Origin of the sequence: Thalassovita aquimarina, assembly GCF_018219815.1 — a bacterium.
GTDB classification, from domain to species: Bacteria; Pseudomonadota; Alphaproteobacteria; order Rhodobacterales; family Rhodobacteraceae; genus Thalassobius; species Thalassobius aquimarinus.
In genome coordinates this window covers 76992-93770 of sequence record NZ_JADMKU010000006.1, presented here as the reverse complement: position 1 = coordinate 93770, position 16779 = coordinate 76992, and the positions used below count along the sequence as shown (strand labels likewise).

At 63.1% G+C, this 16779-nt stretch carries 14 protein-coding genes; 9 read left to right on the top strand and 5 right to left on the bottom strand.

Annotated elements, in window-relative coordinates; translation table 11 throughout:
* The first annotated feature begins 38 nt into the window (after positions 1-38).
* Genes moaA through IT775_RS08975 form a run of 4 tightly spaced genes read left to right on the top strand, consistent with a single transcriptional unit; the run spans position 39 to position 3905 of the window.
* On the top strand, positions 39-1046 hold the full coding sequence (gene moaA, locus IT775_RS08990; RefSeq protein ID WP_212700767.1) for a GTP 3',8-cyclase MoaA: 1008 nt from the start codon (positions 39-41) through the stop codon (positions 1044-1046).
* A complete protein-coding gene (locus IT775_RS08985) occupies positions 1043-2302 on the top strand; it encodes a 3-deoxy-D-manno-octulosonic acid transferase (RefSeq protein ID WP_212700766.1) in 1260 nt (419 codons plus the stop codon). Before moaA ends, IT775_RS08985 begins: the two co-directional genes overlap by 4 nt.
* Complete coding sequence (locus IT775_RS08980) at positions 2299-3297, top strand: polysaccharide pyruvyl transferase family protein (protein ID WP_212700765.1); 999 nt, start codon at positions 2299-2301, stop codon at positions 3295-3297. The genes IT775_RS08985 and IT775_RS08980 overlap by 4 nt, the downstream gene beginning before the upstream one ends.
* The gene (locus IT775_RS08975; protein ID WP_212700764.1) at positions 3294-3905 is read left to right on the top strand and encodes a glycosyltransferase family 29 protein; all 612 of its coding nucleotides are present in this window, start codon (positions 3294-3296) and stop codon (positions 3903-3905) included. The genes IT775_RS08980 and IT775_RS08975 overlap by 4 nt, the downstream gene beginning before the upstream one ends.
* Here IT775_RS08975 and IT775_RS08970 read toward each other — a convergent pair.
* Genes IT775_RS08970 through IT775_RS08955 form a run of 4 tightly spaced genes read right to left on the bottom strand, consistent with a single transcriptional unit; the run spans position 3902 to position 9242 of the window.
* Entirely contained in the window at positions 3902-5065 is a 1164-nt protein-coding gene (locus tag IT775_RS08970) for a M20 aminoacylase family protein (RefSeq protein WP_212700763.1), read from the bottom strand. The genes IT775_RS08975 and IT775_RS08970 overlap by 4 nt on opposite strands.
* Before the next feature lie 19 nt (positions 5066-5084).
* Entirely contained in the window at positions 5085-6245 is a 1161-nt protein-coding gene (locus IT775_RS08965) for a M20 aminoacylase family protein (protein WP_212700762.1), read from the bottom strand.
* A 9-nt stretch (positions 6246-6254) separates the two neighbouring features.
* Positions 6255-7412 (bottom strand): acetylornithine deacetylase, encoded by a 1158-nt coding sequence (gene argE / locus IT775_RS08960; RefSeq protein ID WP_212700761.1) that lies wholly within the window; start codon positions 7410-7412, stop codon positions 6255-6257.
* Positions 7413-7421: 9 nt separating this feature from the next.
* The gene (locus IT775_RS08955) at positions 7422-9242 is read right to left on the bottom strand and encodes an ABC transporter ATP-binding protein (protein WP_212700760.1); all 1821 of its coding nucleotides are present in this window, start codon (positions 9240-9242) and stop codon (positions 7422-7424) included.
* 303 nt (positions 9243-9545) lie between these two features.
* Between IT775_RS08955 and IT775_RS08950 the strand changes: the two genes are divergently transcribed.
* The 4 genes from IT775_RS08950 to IT775_RS08935 all read left to right on the top strand — a co-directional run bounded on the left by IT775_RS08950 (position 9546) and on the right by IT775_RS08935 (position 14599).
* Positions 9546-11246, top strand: coding sequence for a peptide ABC transporter substrate-binding protein (locus IT775_RS08950; protein ID WP_212700759.1), 1701 nt, complete (start codon positions 9546-9548; stop codon positions 11244-11246).
* A gap of 106 nt (positions 11247-11352) precedes the next feature.
* A complete protein-coding gene (locus IT775_RS08945; RefSeq protein WP_212700758.1) occupies positions 11353-12360 on the top strand; it encodes an ABC transporter permease in 1008 nt (335 codons plus the stop codon).
* Positions 12353-13315 (top strand): ABC transporter permease, encoded by a 963-nt coding sequence (locus tag IT775_RS08940; RefSeq protein ID WP_212700757.1) that lies wholly within the window; start codon positions 12353-12355, stop codon positions 13313-13315. Before IT775_RS08945 ends, IT775_RS08940 begins: the two co-directional genes overlap by 8 nt.
* Before the next feature lie 222 nt (positions 13316-13537).
* Positions 13538-14599: a YeeE/YedE family protein gene (locus IT775_RS08935; protein ID WP_212700756.1), complete on the top strand. Its 1062-nt coding sequence runs from the start codon at positions 13538-13540 to the stop codon at positions 14597-14599.
* Here IT775_RS08935 and IT775_RS08930 read toward each other — a convergent pair.
* Positions 14535-15809, bottom strand: a complete 1275-nt coding sequence (locus IT775_RS08930; protein ID WP_212700755.1) for a DUF3422 family protein — start codon at positions 15807-15809, stop codon at positions 14535-14537. The genes IT775_RS08935 and IT775_RS08930 overlap by 65 nt on opposite strands.
* Positions 15810-15993: 184 nt before the next feature.
* On the opposite strand from IT775_RS08930, the gene IT775_RS08925 reads away from it, so the two are divergent.
* On the top strand, positions 15994-16767 hold the full coding sequence (locus IT775_RS08925; protein WP_212700754.1) for a pentapeptide repeat-containing protein: 774 nt from the start codon (positions 15994-15996) through the stop codon (positions 16765-16767).
* Positions 16768-16779 lie beyond the last annotated feature (12 nt).

Below are 16779 nucleotides of genomic sequence, written 5' to 3'. Positions count from 1 at the left end.
CCTTGCCGCGGCGGGTTTCCGCCCCTAGTTTCACCCCTATGAAAACGCCCCTGATAGATCCGTTCCAGCGCGCCATCACGTATTTGCGCATCTCCGTCACCGACCGGTGTGATTTCCGCTGCGTTTACTGCATGTCGGAAAACATGACCTTCTTGCCGAAGAAGGAACTGCTGACGTTGGAAGAACTGGACCGGATGTGTTCCACCTTCATCGGACTCGGCGTCGAAAAACTGCGCATCACCGGCGGCGAACCGCTGGTGCGGCGCGGGATCATGACCTTTTTCGACGCCATGTCGCGGCACCTGGACAGCGGCGCGTTGAAGGAACTGACGCTGACCACCAACGGATCGCAGCTCGAAAAATACGCCGGTGACCTATGGGCGGCGGGCGTGCGGCGGGTCAACATCTCGCTCGACACGTTGGACGATCAGAAATTCGCCGACATCACCCGCTGGGGACGGCTGCCGCAGGTCATCCGCGGCATTGACGCCGCCCAGAAGGCCGGGATGCGGGTCAAGATCAACACCGTGGCGCTGAAGGGCTTCAACGACGTGGAACTGTTCGACCTCGTCGAGTGGTGCAAATCGCGCGACATGGACCTGACCTTCATCGAGGTGATGCCGATGGGCGACATCGGCAACGAGGACCGCTTGGATCAATACTGGCCGCTCAGCGACCTGCGGGCGCAACTGGCCGAACGCTTCACCCTGACCGATCTGGCCGAACGTTCGGGCGGACCGGCGCGTTACGTGCGGCTGGAAGAAACCGGTCAGAAAATCGGCTTCATCACGCCGCTGACCCACAATTTCTGCGAAAGCTGCAACCGGGTCCGGCTGACCTGCACCGGCGAGATCTACACCTGCCTGGGTCAGGAAGGCATGCAGGACCTGCGCCCTGCCCTGCGCGATCACCCGGATGACGACGCGCCGCTGGAAGCGGCGATCCGCGCCGCCATCGGGATGAAACCCAAGGGCCATGATTTCGACTATTCGCGGCAGGAAGTGACGGGCAAGATGTCCCGCCACATGAGCCACACCGGCGGATGACCCAACCGACAGCAAAGCGCTGGCCGCTTTCTTATCACCTGTATCGTTTCGTGACTTTCTGCGCGGCGCCGCTGCTGCACCGTTTCGCAGGCAAGCGGCATCGCGCAATGGGCTGCGCGGCGGACCGGCTGGGCGAACGCTTCGGCCATGCCAGCTTGCCGCGTCCGCAAGGTTCGCTGGTCTGGATCAATGCAGCGTCGATGGGGGAACTGCGCGCAACGATTGCGGTGGCGACCGCGATGCCCGATGCACAACTTCTGATTACCACCACGTCGCAGAGCGGTGCCGAAATGGTATCGCGGCAATTTCCGCCAAACTGCATGCACCAGTTCGCACCGCTGGACACCGGCGCGGCGGCGGCGCGCTTCCTCGACTATTGGCGTCCAGATCTGGCGTTGTTCGTGGAAAGCGACCTGCCGCTGCGGGTCATTGACAGACTGGCGCGCGCGGGCGTGCGCATGGGGATCCTGAACGCGCGACCGTCGCGCACCCGCAACCGCTTTCCCGGGCTTTCCGCAGCAGTCCTGTCGCGCATGGCGCTGGCGACCTCGCAGGATCAGGACACCGCGGCGCAGTTGATCGGGCTGGGCCTGCCGGAACAGCGGCATGTCATGGTCACGGACCTCAAAACCCTCGCCCCTCCGCCCAGGCCGGATCCGCAGGCCGTGGCGGCGCTGCGAAACCAGATTTCCGGTCGCCCCGTCTGGCTGGCGATGTCCGCCCACCCCGAAGAGGCCGAACAGCTGCTTGCAGCCCATCGCCGGCTGCTGCGTGACCGGCCGGACCTGTTGTTGTTGCTGGCACCGCGCCATCCCGATGCAATGCCGCGTTTCGAGGGCGTTCTGAACGGGCTCACCGCCCGCAGGCGCAGCCGGGGCGAAGAAATCGGCGACGCGCAGGTCTATTTCGCCGACACTCTGGGCGAGGCGGGCACGCTTTTCGCGGTCGCGCCCTTTGCGGTGATCTGCGGCACCTTCGCCGATCTCGGCGGCCATTCCCCCGCAGAGGCGCTGGCCGCCGGCCTGCCAGTGCTGCGCGGCCCCCATGTGGGCAACCACGCCGCCGCATTCGAGAGGGCAGAAAAATGCGGTGCAGCGCGCGTAGCGTCCGATACGCAGGCCCTTGCCAGCGCCGTGGCCGATTGGCTAAGTGGCGACGCTCTCGAAACGGCGGCCAGCGCGGCGCGAACAGCCGGAGCACGGAACGACACCCAGATCACCGCACTGGTGAGCAGAATTGAACAGCTGATGCCATGACCCGAAACGCTGTGATCCTCAACGACACCTCGACGCGGTATCACCACGGCTGCGCAAGGGTGGTTCGGCTGTTGCTGGACGGGCTGCGGCGCGAGGACGTGACTGTGCTGGCCCGCAGCGCGGCGCGAAACGACTGGGAACGGGACGCGGATTTCCTTTCCGCCCTGGAACGTGCCGACCTCGTTGTCATCAATGGCGAAGGGACTTTGCATCACGGCGCGGCGGCGGGCGAAAGGTTGTTGAAGATCGCGGACTTTGTCCCGGCGCAGGGCAAAAAGCTCGCCCTGATCAACGCGATGTATGATCAGAACCCGCCGCAATGGGCAGAACTTCTCAACCGTTTCGACATCCTTTCGGCGCGCGACAGCGACAGTGCGGCCCAGATGAGCGCCGCCGTCGGGCGACCGGTGGACTGGCTACCGGACCTGTCGCTGTCGGCACCGGCCGAAATCTCCGCCCAGCCCCGCAGCGGCGTCATCATCGGGGATTCCGTGCGCATTGAACGACGCCGGGCGCTCGCCCGGGCTGCGCACCGATTTTCCGGAGCGACCTATATCCCGACCAAGACCCTGCGCCACCCCGTCTGGCATCTTCCCGTGCTTGGCAGCGTACTGAAATCGGCGCTCTACGCGCTTTACAATGGCTATCCGACGCTACGGCGGCCGCGCTTCGAGATGCCACGCGACGAAGCGGAATACCTCAGGCTGATCGCGGGGGCTGAGCTGCATATCACCGGCCGTTTTCACGCCGTCTGCCTGTCCTTGCTGACCAGAACTCCGTTTCTCGCCGTCACCTCGACCTCGGGCAAGATCGAGAAGTTGCTGACCGATCTGGGCCTCGGCACCCAGCGGGTCATATCCGACACGGATCTCCTGCGGATGGATTCCGACCCCGCCGCCCACGCCTTTTCGCCGCAGGAACTGGCGCAGATCGACAGCGCACTGGCGGATGCGACGCAGCGGGCCGCGGCACTGATACGGGAACTGGCCTCGTGAATTGGCTGCGTTTCCATATCGCCCGCCTGCGCCGCGACGAAACCGCGTTGCAGAAACTTTCGACCCCGGTCGCTCCGCTTCTTGCCGGAAAATCGGTGGCGCTGGTCGGCAATGCCCGGTCTCTCAGCCAATCGACATACGGGGCGCAGATCGACGATGCCGATCTGGTGATCCGCATCAATTCGGCGCCGATCCCCGATCCGCACTCCCACGGCAATCGCACCGACTGGATCGCGATGTCGACGCCCCCCGCGCGCGATCTGATTGCCGGACGAGCGCCGTCGCGGCTGTTGTGGATGACCCGCAAGCGCAAGCGCCTGCCCTATTGGCTGGCGCATGACAGCCGGTTTTTCCTCAATCCGGCAGAGGCCGTGGCACGGCTGCGCGAGGATATGGGGTCGGCCCCCACCACCGGCGCGATGATGATCGACCTGTTGCTGCGATCCGAGGCCGCGTCGATCGACCTTTACGGTTTCGACTTTTTTAGTTCCTTGTCGCTGTCGGGCCGCCGCACCGCCGAACAGGTGCCGCATGACTTCAACGCCGAACAGCAATGGGTCGAGCGACAGATGTCACTCGACCCGCGTTTGATCCTGCACCGCGTTTAAGCCGCCGGCATCCGCTTCTCGACGACTTCCGCCCACCAGCTGCAACCGGCCGGGATCGCGTCGTCGTTGAAGTTGTATTCGGGGTGGTGCACCATCGCAGTGTCGCCGTTGCCGACAAGGATATAGGCACCGGGGCGTTCTTCCAGCATGAAGGCGAAATCCTCGCCGCCCATCACCAATGGTGCCTCGTCGCACTGACCGCTGATCGACTGTGCTACCTCGGCGGCGAAGTCGGTCTGCTCCTCTGTATTCACCATCACCGGATAATTGCGGTGATAATCCAGCTTCGCGGTGCCGCCGAAGGTCGCCGCCACGCCGTTGCAGATCTCGCCGATCCGCTTTTCCGCCAGATCGCGCATCTCGGCGCTCATCGTGCGTACGGTGCCCTTGAGCGTCACCCGCTGCGGGATCACGTTGAAGGCTTTCGACGAGGTCTCAAAAGAGGTCACCGACACCACCACCTGATCGACCGGGTCGGCGTTGCGGCTGGCGATGGTCTGCAGCGACAGAACCGCCTGCGACGCCATCACAGTAGTATCGACGGTTTCATGCGGTTTCGCGGCGTGACCGCCGAGGCCTTCGAATTCGATGTCGAACACATCCGTTGCAGCGAAGAACGCGCCGGGACGGATGGCGAAGCTGCCCACCGGGCGACCTGGCCAGTTGTGCATGCCGTAAACTTCCTGAATGCCCCAGCGGTCCATCAGCCCGTCGTCGCACATCGCCTTGCCGCCAGCGCCACCTTCTTCGGCGGGCTGGAAGATGACCACCACGGTGCCGTCGAAATTGCGCGTTTCGGACAGGTACTTGGCCGCGCCCAGCAGCATCGCGGTATGGCCGTCATGGCCGCAGGCATGCATCGCGTTGGGGGTTTTCGAGGCATATTCCAACCCGGTCTGTTCGTGGATCGGCAGCGCGTCCATGTCGGCACGCAGCCCGATCACCTTGCCCGATCCGGTCGCCTTGCCTTTGATCACGCCCACGACACCGGTCTGGCCGATGCCCTCGACCACCTCGTCGCAGCCGAATTCCTTCAGCTTCTCGGCCACGATGGCGCTGGTCCGGTGGGTGTCATAGAGGATTTCCGGATGTTCGTGCAGATCACGGCGCCAGACGGTGATTTCATCCTGCAATTCTGCAAATCGGTTCTTAACGGGCATATTTCTGGTCCTTCTTTCTTCAGGCGCGCGGCAGGCGGCGTTCGATCAGTTCGGCGAAGAAGCTGCATCCGAGCGGGATCGCGGCATCGTCGAAATCATAAGCGGGGTGGTGGCACATCGGCGTGTCACCATTGCCAAGGAAGATATAGGCGCCGGGGCGTGCTTCCAGCATGTAGGAAAAATCCTCGGCCGGCATGATCGGCGGGGTGTTTGCATCGACCTTGCCGCTGACCGCCTCGGCCGCCTCGATCGCGTAGCGGGTCTGCTCGTCGGTATTAACCGTCGGCGGGTAGCCGCGGTGGTAGTTGACCTCGGCCGTCGCGCCATAGGCTTCGGCGGTGATCTTGGCGACGGCGGTCAGACGTTCCTCGATCAGATCGCGCATGTCGGCATCGAAACAGCGCACCGTACCGCGCAGCTTGGCGGTCTGCGGGATCACGTTCTGGGTGTCGCTTTCGGTCAGGAAGGTCGCCACGGTCAGCACCGCGTGTTTCACCGGGTCGACATTGCGCGACACGATGGAATTCAGCGCCACCACCACGTGGCTGGCCGCCAGCGTGGTGTCCACCGCTTCATGCGGCATGGCGGCATGGCCGCCCTTGCCGGTCACCTTGATTTCGAATTCATCGGCCGAGGCCATCATCGGCCCGGGCCGGATGGCGAATTCGCCCACCGGCACGCCCGGCATGTTGTGCAGACCGTAGACTTCCTGCACGTTCCAGCGGTCCATCGCGCCGTCTTCGACCATCTTCAGCCCGCCACCTCCGCCTTCTTCGGCAGGCTGGAACAGCAGCACCACGGTGCCGTCGAAATTGCGCGTCTCGGCCAGGTATTTGGCCGCGCCCAACAGCATCGCGGTATGGCCGTCATGGCCGCAGGCATGCATCGCCCCCGGCGTCTTGGAGGCATAGTCGAGCCCGGTGATTTCATCCATCGGCAGCGCGTCCATGTCGGCGCGCAGCCCGATCACCCGGTCTGAATTCCCCGCCTTGATGACCCCGACGACGCCGGTGATGCCGATGCCCTCGACCACCTCGTCGCAGCCGAATTCGCGCAGCTTGTCGGCCACCACGCCGGCAGTGCGGTGCACGTCGAATAGGATTTCGGGGTGTTCATGGAAATCATGCCGCCAGGCGGTGATTTCACCATGCATTTCGGCGAAGCGGTTCTTGATCGGCATAGCGTCCCCCTAGAGCCTGTCGAGCAGGCGCTTCATGAAATCGTGCCCGGCGTTGAACTGGGCCACAGTGATGTATTCGTCGGGCTGGTGCGCCTGTTCGATATTGCCCGGCCCGCAGACCACGGCGGAATAGCCCGCGGTCTGGAAATGCCCCGCCTCGGTGCCATAGCTGACCACGTGGTTGCCGTTGTCGCCGGTGATCGCGCGGGCAATCGCCTCGGCCTCGCCCTGCTGTTCCGGGGCAAGACCCGGCAGGCCGAATTTCTCGATGATCTCGATCCGGGTTTCGGGCACCACCGCCTGCATCTCGGCCTCGACCTCGGCAACCTTGGCGAGGAACAATTCGCGCCACATCTCCGGATCTTCATCCGGCAGGATGCGGAAATCGACGCCGAATTCGCAATCTTTTGCGGTGATGTTATGGGCGGTGCCGCCGGAAATCTGGCCGACATGCACCGTGGTCCAGGGCGGTTCGAACAGGGCGGCGACATCCGATGGCGTCCGCGCCATGTTTTCGGCGTTTATCGTGTTGGCCCATTCGATCAGCTTGGCGCCATACATGATCGCGTTGACGCCGGTATGCATGAGCGAACTGTGCACCTCGAATCCATGCATATGCACCCAGAAGGCGCGCCCGCCCTTGTGGGCAGTTACCGCCGTCATCATCGAAGGCTCTCCGACGAGTACCGTCTTGGCCTTGGGCAGAACCTCCTGCATCCGTTCGATCATCGGCGGCGCGCCGGTGCAGCCGATTTCCTCGTCATAGCTCAGCGCCAGCTGCAGTGGGCGGGTTACACCGCGATACTGAGCTTCGACCAGGGCCCATATCGACAGCGCGTCGAAGCCTTTCATGTCGCAGCAGCCGCGACCGTAATATTTGCCATCCCGTTCCACCACGGTGAACGGGTCCGAGGCCCAGGGCTGCCCGTCCACGGGCACCACGTCGGTATGGCCGGACAGGACGATGCCCCCCTCTTCCTCGGGTCCGACATGGGCGAAGATCGCGGCCTTTTCGTTGTCTTCGTTGTAATGGCGGTGGGCGGTGATACCGTGGCTTTTCAGGTAATCCTCGACCCAGTCCACCAGGGGCAGGTTGGTGTCGCGGCTGACGGTTGGAAAAGCGACAAGCCGTTCCATGATCTCATAGGGCGATAATCGCGCGGGCATATTTGGGCCTCAGTATTCACTATCCGTGGTCAGAACGAAGTGACCAGGGCTGACTTCATTATATTCCGAGGCAGTGGCCTCGTATCCGATGGGATGGATCGGCGACGGAATTGGTTTGAAATTCAGGTCGCGTTCGGATTTCCGGTTGCGCGGATCGGCGATCGGCACCGCCTTCATCAGCGCCTGCGTATAGGGGTGCTGCGGATCCTCGAACACCGCCTGGCGCGGCCCCAATTCGACGATCCGGCCCAGATACATCACGCCGACATCGTGACTGACCCGTTCGACCACCGCCATGTCATGGCTGATGAACAGGAAGCTGAGCCCCAGTTCCGCCTGCAATTCCATCATCAGGTTCAGCACCTGCGCCTGCACCGACACGTCGAGCGCCGAAACCGCTTCGTCCGCGATGATCAGTTTCGGGTTCAGCGCCAGGGCGCGCGCAATCGCCACCCGCTGACGCTGCCCGCCCGACAATTCATGCGGATAACGGCGCATGAAGCTGCGTGGCAGTTCCACCCGGTCGAATAGCATCGCGACGCGGTCTTCGCGTTCGCTGCCCGAATGGGTGCCGAAGTTCTTCATCGGTTCGGCCACCGCCGCGCCCAACTGCATCTGCGGATTGAGAGATGCGAAGGGATCCTGAAAAATCATCTGCATGTCGCGCCGCGCATCGCGCAGCCCGGCATGATCCAGCGCCATGATATCGGTGCCGTCCAGATCGATCTGCCCCGACAAAGGTTCGACCAGCCGCAGGATCGAGCGGCCGGCGGTGGATTTCCCGCAGCCGGATTCGCCGACCAGCGACAGGGTGCGGCCCTTGTTGAGGGTAAACGACACATCCTCGACCGCGTGCACATTGGCGATGGTGCGGCGGAAAAACCCGCCCTTGACCGGGAAACGGGTGATCAGGTTCTTGACCGTCAGCAGCGGCTCGTCGGTGCCGGCGATCGGCTTGATTTCGCCCTGTTCACGGCCCAGCAGCTTCATCGGCTCGGGCAGCGGCTTGCCGGTCATTTCGCCCAGCTTGGGCACGGCCGCCAGCAGCGCCTTGGTATAGTCGTGCTGCGGATTTTCGAAGATCTGTTCGACCGGGCCTTCCTCGACCTTGTTGCCGCGGAACATGACCACGACGCGGTCGGCCATCTGCGCCACCACCGCCATGTCATGGGTGATGAACATCACCGCGGTACCGGTTTCACGCTTCAGCCGGTCCATCAGTGCCAGGATTTCCGCCTGGATCGTCACATCCAGCGCCGTGGTCGGTTCATCGGCGATCAGCAGCCGCGGTTCACAGGCCAGCGCCATCGCGATCACCACCCGCTGGCGCATGCCGCCCGACAATTCGTGCGGATATTGCTTCAGCCGCCGTTCCGGTTCCGGGATACGCACCTGTTTCAGAAGCTCCAGCGCGCGCGCCTCGGCCTCGTCCCGGGTCATGCCCATGTGCAGGCGCAGCCCTTCGGTCAATTGCCGGCCGACGGTGAAGACCGGGTTCAGCGCGGTCATCGGTTCCTGGAAGATCATGCCGATTTCGTTGCCGCGGATGGTGCGCATCAGGTTCTGGTCGGTTTTCGCCAGATCGAGTTCTTCACCATCTTTTCGGTCAAAAATCAGCCGACCGCCCGCAATTTCACCACCGCCGAATTCCACCAGCCGCATCAGCGACAGGCTCGATACCGATTTTCCGGAACCGGATTCACCCACGATGCACACGGTTTCACCGGGATTCACGTCGAACGAGACATCCTCCACCCCGACAACCGGGCCGTCCTTGGTCTGAAATTCGACCCGCAAATTCTCGATCCTGGCGATCGGTTGGTCCAGCATCGCGCCCATCCCGTCAATTTTTGATCATTACTCAAGTGACGCTACAGACAGGTCAGTCCCGCTGTCAAACCGGTAGCATCGCTGCCCTAGGGTCAGCGGCCCTCCCCCTTGCATTTTTTGACCAATAAGTTTGAACTGCATCCAGTCGTGGAACAGACGGGCGCGATGCCACTTTAAATTTTGGCGCAAATCGCATTCCCGTCCTTAAGCCGCAGACAGAATCAAAACTAACGCCGGGCAGTCAAAGCGGCCGTACCGGTGAAAAAAGCGGGGAATAACCCCGTGTCCAACAAGGAGAAGACGATGAAAATTAAATCCCTATTGCTAGGCGCCGTCGCTGCGACAGCCCTGGCCCCTGCCGCATTCGCCGAGCGCGGAGCGGACGGCCATGTCAACATCATCTATTGGCAGGCCCCCTCGATCCTGAACCCCTATCTGTCGAGCGGCACCAAGGATATCGAATCCTCGTCGCTGGTGATCGAACCACTGGGCCGCTACGACCCCACCGGCGCGCTGGTGCCCTATCTGGCCGAAGAAATCCCGACCGTTGAAAACGGCGGCGTGTCGGAGGACCTGACCTCGATCACCTGGAAACTGAAGGAAGGCCTGAAGTGGTCGGACGGGTCCGCCGTGACCGCGGCCGACGTGAAATTCACCGCCGACTACTGCATGCATCCCGAAGGCGGCTGTGCCCAGCTGGCCAAGTTCGAAGGCATCAGCAGCGTCGACGTGATCGACGACCTGACCGTCAAGGTTTCCTTCGCGGAACCGAAACCGAATCCCTATGGGCCGTTCATGGGCGGCCAGTCGCCGATCCTGCAAAAAGCGCAGTTCGAAAACTGCATGGGCGCGAAGGCCCCGGAATGCACCGAGGCCAACTTCGGCCCGATCGGCACCGGTCCGTTCGTGGTCACCGATTTCCGTCCCAATGACGTGATTTCGATGGAAGCCAACCCGAATTACCGCGATCCGGCCAAGCCGGCCTTCGCCACCCTGACCTTCAAGGGCGGCGGCGATGCCACCGCGGCGGCGCGTTCGGTGCTGGAAACCGGTGAATTCGACTATGCCTGGAACCTGCAGCTGGCCCCCGACGTCATCGCCAAGATGGAAGAAGGCGGCAAGGGCAAGGTCGTTGCGGCCTTCGGTTCGCTGGTGGAACGGATCGAAATGAACATGACCGATCCGTCGCCGTCGTTGCCCGAGGGTGAACGGTCGACCGCCAAGCATCCGCATCCGGCGCTGTCCGAACTGGCCGTCCGCAAGGCGCTGTCGATGGCGATCGACCGCGAACTGCTGGTGGAAATCGGCTACGGCAAGGCCGGTCGCGCGACCTGTAATCTGGTCCCCGCTCCGGCGATGTATGCTTCGGATAACACCGACTGCCTGACCCAGGATATCGAAGGCGCCAAGGCGCTGCTGGAGGAAGCGGGCTGGAAAGTCGGCGCCGGCGGCATCCGTGAAAAGAACGGCGTCAAGCTGAGCCTGCTGTACCAGACCTCGACCAATGCCGTGCGCCAGGACTTCCAAGCGCTGATCAAGCAGTGGTGGAGCGAAATCGGCGTCGAAACCGAGCTGCGCAACATCTCGGCATCGGTGTTCTTCGGCGGCGACCCGGGATCGCCCGACACCTTCCAGCGCTTTTATGCCGACGTGGAAATGTACGCCAACAACTTCGACGGCACCGATCCGGAAAGCTATCTGGCACAGCATACCTGCGAAAAGGCCCCGCGTCCGGAAACCCAGTGGCAGGGCGAGAACATCAACCGTTTCTGCGATCCGGAGTATGACAAGCTGGTCGCCGAACTGGGCAAGACGGGCATCCTGTCCGAACGTGGCGCAATCGCCAAGAAGCTGAACGAAATGCTGACCAAGGACAGCTATGTCGTGGTGCCGCTGGTCGACCGTGGCCGGGTGTCGGGACATTCCAACACCCTGGGCGGCGTTCAGCTGAATACCTGGGACTCCGAGCTGTGGAATGCAGCTGACTGGTACCGGATCAAGTAATTCGGTCCTTTTTTCCCCGGCCTTTCCAAGGCCGGGGTTTTTCTGGCCCGATTTTCGGTGTTAACCTCGGGCAGACAACGAGACCAAGCCGCAAAGGCCTCCGTATATGCTGACCTTTACCGTCCGACGACTGGTGCTGGCCGTCCCGGCCCTGCTGTTCATCAGCCTGGTCATCTTCCTGCTTCTCGAACTCGCCCCTGGCGACCCGATGGCACAGGTTCCCCTCACCGTTCCCCCTGAAGTCAAAGAAAAAATGCGCGAAGCGCTTGGACTCGGCCAGCCCGTGCATATCCGTTTCGTGAAATGGCTGGTGCAGTTCTTCTGGATCGAACCGCAGGTCCTGATTGACAACCTCTTCGGCACCGGATTTGCCGAAGGCAAGCTGCGCGTGCTCAGCTGGCAGACCCGCAGCCCGGTGATGGATATCGTGGTCCAGCGTATGCCTCAAACCCTGTGGGTGGTGGGCATGTCCTATATCGTCGGGGTGCTGATCGCGCTGCCGATCGGGATCTATTCCGCCTATCGGCAATATTCGATCTTCGACCAGGTCGGCACCTTCATTTCGATGATCGGGTTCTCGGTGCCGACCTTCTTCACCGGGGTTCTGCTGATCGTAATATTCTCGGTCAACCTGGGTTGGTTCCCGTCGATCTACGACACCACGCACAAGGTGACCGACTGGGCCAGCCTCGTGCAGCAGCTCCGGCAGATGGCGATGCCGGTCTTCGTTCTGGCGCTCTATAACGCGGCGCAGATCAGCCGGTTCATGCGCGCCTCGATGCTGGACAACCTGAACCAGGACTACGTCCGCACCGCCCGCGCCAAGGGGCTGGGCGAAAAGGCCGTGGTGCTGGTGCACGTGCTACGCAATTCGATGATCCCGGTCGTCACTGTGATCGCGCTCGGCGCGCCGCAGGTGTTCGGCGGCGCGATCATCACCGAACAGGTGTTCAAGGTGAACGGCCTGGGTCAGCTGCTGATCGGCGCGATCGAAGCCAACGACCTGCCGATGGTGCAGACGCTGACCTTCATCTTTGCGCTGCTGATCGTGCTGTTCAACATTATCGCGGATGTCCTTTACGGCATCCTGGACCCGAGGATCCGCTATGACTGAGGCTCCTGAAAAAGTCACCCCGGCCGCAGGCGGCGCCACCCCGGCCGGTGCGCTGATCGATCCGATCCCCGTCGCCCCGCCGCGCAGCCAGTGGCGCGCGGTCTGGCAGCAGTTCAAGACCCATCGCGGCGCGCTGCTGGGCGGGATCATATTTCTGCTGATCGTGCTGGCGGTCTTCGTCGGCCCGATGGTCTGGCCTTATGACGCCACCTATATCGACATCCGCGCCCGCAACCAGGGCCCCAGCTTCAGCCACCCGCTGGGCACCGATCAGCTGGGGCGCGACACACTGGCCCGGATGATGGCGGGCGGCCAGACCTCGGTTGCGGTCGGCATCACGGCGATGCTGCTGGCGCTGTTTCTGGGCAGCCTCGTCGGCGTCGTCGCTGGGTATTTCAAACGGCTGGACGGGCCGCTGATGCGGTTGACCGACCTGTTCCTTGCCCTGCCGCTGCTGCCGCTGCTGCTGGTGATGGTGCTGCTGTTCCGCGATACGCTGAACGCTGCCTTCGGGCCGGAAACCGGCATCTTCATCCTGATCGTCTGCGCCATCGGCGTGACCAGCTGGATGCCCACCGCGCGCATCGTGCGCGGCGACGTGTTGGCGCTGAAGGAACGCGAATTCGTGCTGGCGGCGCGCTCGATCGGCACCCGCAACACGATGATGATCCTGCGCCATGTGCTGCCCAACGTTCTGAGCCCGATCATGGTCTCGGCCACGCTGGGCATCGCCAACGCGATCATCACCGAAAGCGCCTTATCTTTTCTCGGGCTCGGTTTCCCGCCGGATTTCCCGACTTGGGGGCGGCTGCTGTTCGACGCCACCGATTACCTGCAGCAATACCCCGAGCGGGTGTTCTGGCCCGGCCTGGCGATTTCGCTGACGGTGCTGAGCGTGAACTACCTCGGTGACGGTTTGCGCGATGCGCTTGACCCGCGAATTCGGGGACGGTGATCCGACCGACGATCAAGCCGAAATAAGAACAACAACAAGGCCCGCAGGACAACCTGCGGGCCTTTGTCATGCCAGTGACCGCATCTGGAGACACTGTTCCGCCGCGCTCACTCCAAGAAGAACAAAGTCCTTCTGAGATGCCTCATTATCGCCGGTTGAAAGATTGATTTCCCAAAACCATTCCGACAACAGTGCCTTCGTTCCAAATTCATGGGGGGCACCATGTTCGAATCTCTCGGTTTTGAAAACCTGACCGCGCCCGAGGCCGCCGCTTACGCTGGCCTGATCCTGGGCGCGCTGTTCGGCGCACTGGCACAGATCACCCGTTTCTGTTTCCGGCGCGCCATCGTCGGCGATGACCGCCGTCAGGCCGCCGGCGTCTGGCTGGCGGCGCTGGCGCTGGCGATCCTCGGCACCCAGTTCATGGTGATCAACGGGCTGATCGGGTTTGACGATCACCGCTTCATGGTCACCGAACTGCCGGTCGCGGCGATTGCCGCTGGCGGGCTGCTGTTCGGGGCTGGCATGGTCCTGACCCGGGGTTGCGTATCGCGACTGAGCGTTCTGACCGGATCCGGCAACCTGAGGGCGCTTCTGGTGCTGGCGGTCTTTGCCACCACCGCACATGCTACGCTGAAGGGGGTTCTTGCACCGCTGCGCACCGCGCTTGGCAGCTACACCGTGGCATTGGAAAGCGCCGCCCTGCCCGGCGCCGGTCCGATTCTGGCCGTGGTTCTGGCAACCGTTCTGCTGGCCTATGCCACCCGGTCGGGTGCCCGCGCCACGCATCTGGTGCTGGCCGGGCTGATCGGCCTGATCGCGGCATCGGGATGGGCCGTCACCGGTTACGTGCTCTACGACGATTTCGATCCGATCGCGCTGGAAAGCCTCAGCTTCACCTCCCCCGCCGCCGAAACCCTGTTCTGGGGTATCGCGTCAAGCTCGATCGCGCCCACGTTCGGGGCGGGATTGCTGGGCGGCGTGATCGCCGGGGCGGCGGTGTCGGCCCTGATCCGTGGCGAATTCCAATGGCAGAGCTTCGAAACCCCGCGCCAGACCGGCCGTTACATGACCGGCGCTGTCCTGATGGGCGTCGGCGGCGTTCTGGCCGGCGGCTGCACCGTGGGGGCCGGGTTGTCGGGCGTGCCGACCTTGTCCATCGCCGCCGTGCTGGCGCTCCTGTCGATCGCGGCGGGCGGCTGGATCACCGGGCGGCTGCTCAGTGCATCTGCTTCTGAAGCCGGCGGATCAACCACCACACCACCGCTACAACCGGCAGAGTGAGCGCCGCGGTCAATTCCCCCTTGCTGAGGCCGATGACCGAAGCAAGGGGATAGGCCGCATAGGCCACCAGAGACACCGCGTAGTAACTGATCGCCACCACCGACAGCCCCTCGACCGTCTTCTGCAGCTTCAGCTGCAGGTCGGCGCGGCGGTTCATGCTTTCCAGCAGCTTCTGGTTCTGCGCCGAGCGTTCCACGTCGACGCTGGTCCGCAGCAGTTCCCCGGCCCGGATCGCCCGGTCGGCCAGCGACGCCAGCCGCCCTTGCGTCGATTTCACCGTGCGCATCGCCGGATCATAGCGGCGCATCATGAATTCCTTGAAGGTCTGGCGCCCGTCGAAGCGCTGTTCGCGCATCACCGCGATCCGCTGATGCACAATCGCCTCGTAGGCCTCGGTGGCCCCGAAACGGAACGCGTTGCGCGCCACCATGTGTTCCAGTTCGGCCGAGGTCGACAACAGCCCGGCCAGCGTGTGATCGGCCTTGGAACTTTCCTCGCCCATTTCATCCATCAACCCGGTCAGCTGATTGTCGAGCTCGCCCATCCGGCCCGACATCTGCTTGACCCGGGCAAAGCCCAGCATCGACAGGCTCTTGTAGGTTTCGATCTCGCACAGCCGTTGCACCACCCGGCCGACCCGGCGGCTGCCGGTGCCTGGATTGACGAAGACGGCGAAACGCATATGCCCCGCCGGATCGATCCGGAAGTCACCGGCGATCACCGCCGCGTCGTCCAGCACCCGCGACGCGGCAAGACTTTCGGGCACGAACCACTGGCCGATCATGTCGCGCATGTCATCCACGTCCGGCCGCTCTAGTACCCGGATCAGCGCCGAACTGACCCGCGCGCCCGGTGCGGTATCCAGCCACTCGGCCGGGAACACCTCGAAATCGGTCGGATCATAGGCCCGGTCGCTCAGCGTGTTGGAAAACGCCGTATAGGTCACGAATTCGGTGTGGCTTTCCCACTTCAACAAGTGCCGCCCGATCTGGCCCGAATAATGCGTCGCGCCCGGCTTGGGATGCGGCGCGCCGTAGCGGTCGAGCAGCGCCAGCAGGTGGTCAAAATCGGCCTGCCGATCGCGCCCGACGGCATCGTCGGTGCGCTTGATCGCCAGATAAACGGCGGTGCAAGGAACGTTGAGCGACGGGAAAGGCCGGGCATGAAGCTCGTTGGCCAGTTCGTAACGAAGCGGATGATCTTCAAGCATTGCACGGCCTTCTTAACACGTATTGTCATGTTTCTGACACAGGACGCGCAAAAAACCAATCATTTTCAATGTGTTGACCGCATACCTTCGCATACCCACTCTGCCCCGCCCGGCGCCGGTTTAATTTTAAGCTGCCCTGCCCTGCCAGGTTGTGCTTTGGTGAGGCAGGAACGGGGGTTTAGACATGTTGGCATTCTTCCTTGGCGCAATCGCCCTGCTGCTGATCGGATTGATCCTGATAAGCTGGTTCATGCCGCGCTGGCTGGGGGTTGAGGGCAAAACCCTTTGGGACTGGGTATCGCTGCTGCTGGTGCCGAGCATGGTGGGTTTCGGCACCGCGCTAATCAGCTTCACCCAATACCAGAGCGAACAGGAACGCGCCCGCGAAGTCGCGGTGCAGCAGTTCATCGACCGGGTCAGTCAATGGACGATCGCCCCCCCGGCAGATGCCCCGGCGGAAAAGGTCGGCACCGTTCTCAGGGCGCAGACGATGACGATCCTGCGGATGGTGGAGGGCAAGCGCGCCGGGCAGGTCGTCGGTTTCCTGGCCGAACTGAACCTGCTGCAGCAACTGGATCTCGAATTCGAAGCACTGGAACTTGCCGGGGCGGACCTGAAGGCACTGGACCTGCGCGGAATCGATTTCGAGGAAAGCTCCCTGCGCGGTGCCGAATTAGAACGAAGCGACCTCGGCGGTGCCGACCTGTCGCGCTCGGATCTGTCCGGGGCAGACCTGAAAGCTGCCAATCTGAACGGCGCCAGCCTGGAGGCTGCGGAACTCAAGGACGCCGAGCTGGACCACGCCGATCTGCGTGGCGCCGACCTGCGCGGGGCACGGGGGCTGACGGACAAGCAGCTCAGCCTTGCCTGCCTTGACCAGTCAAGCCGCCTGCCAAATGGTTTCGACCTCGCATCGCTCGCCCCGACGGGATGCCACGGCGAACCGCTGGACGATTAGGCCGAAGCCGGA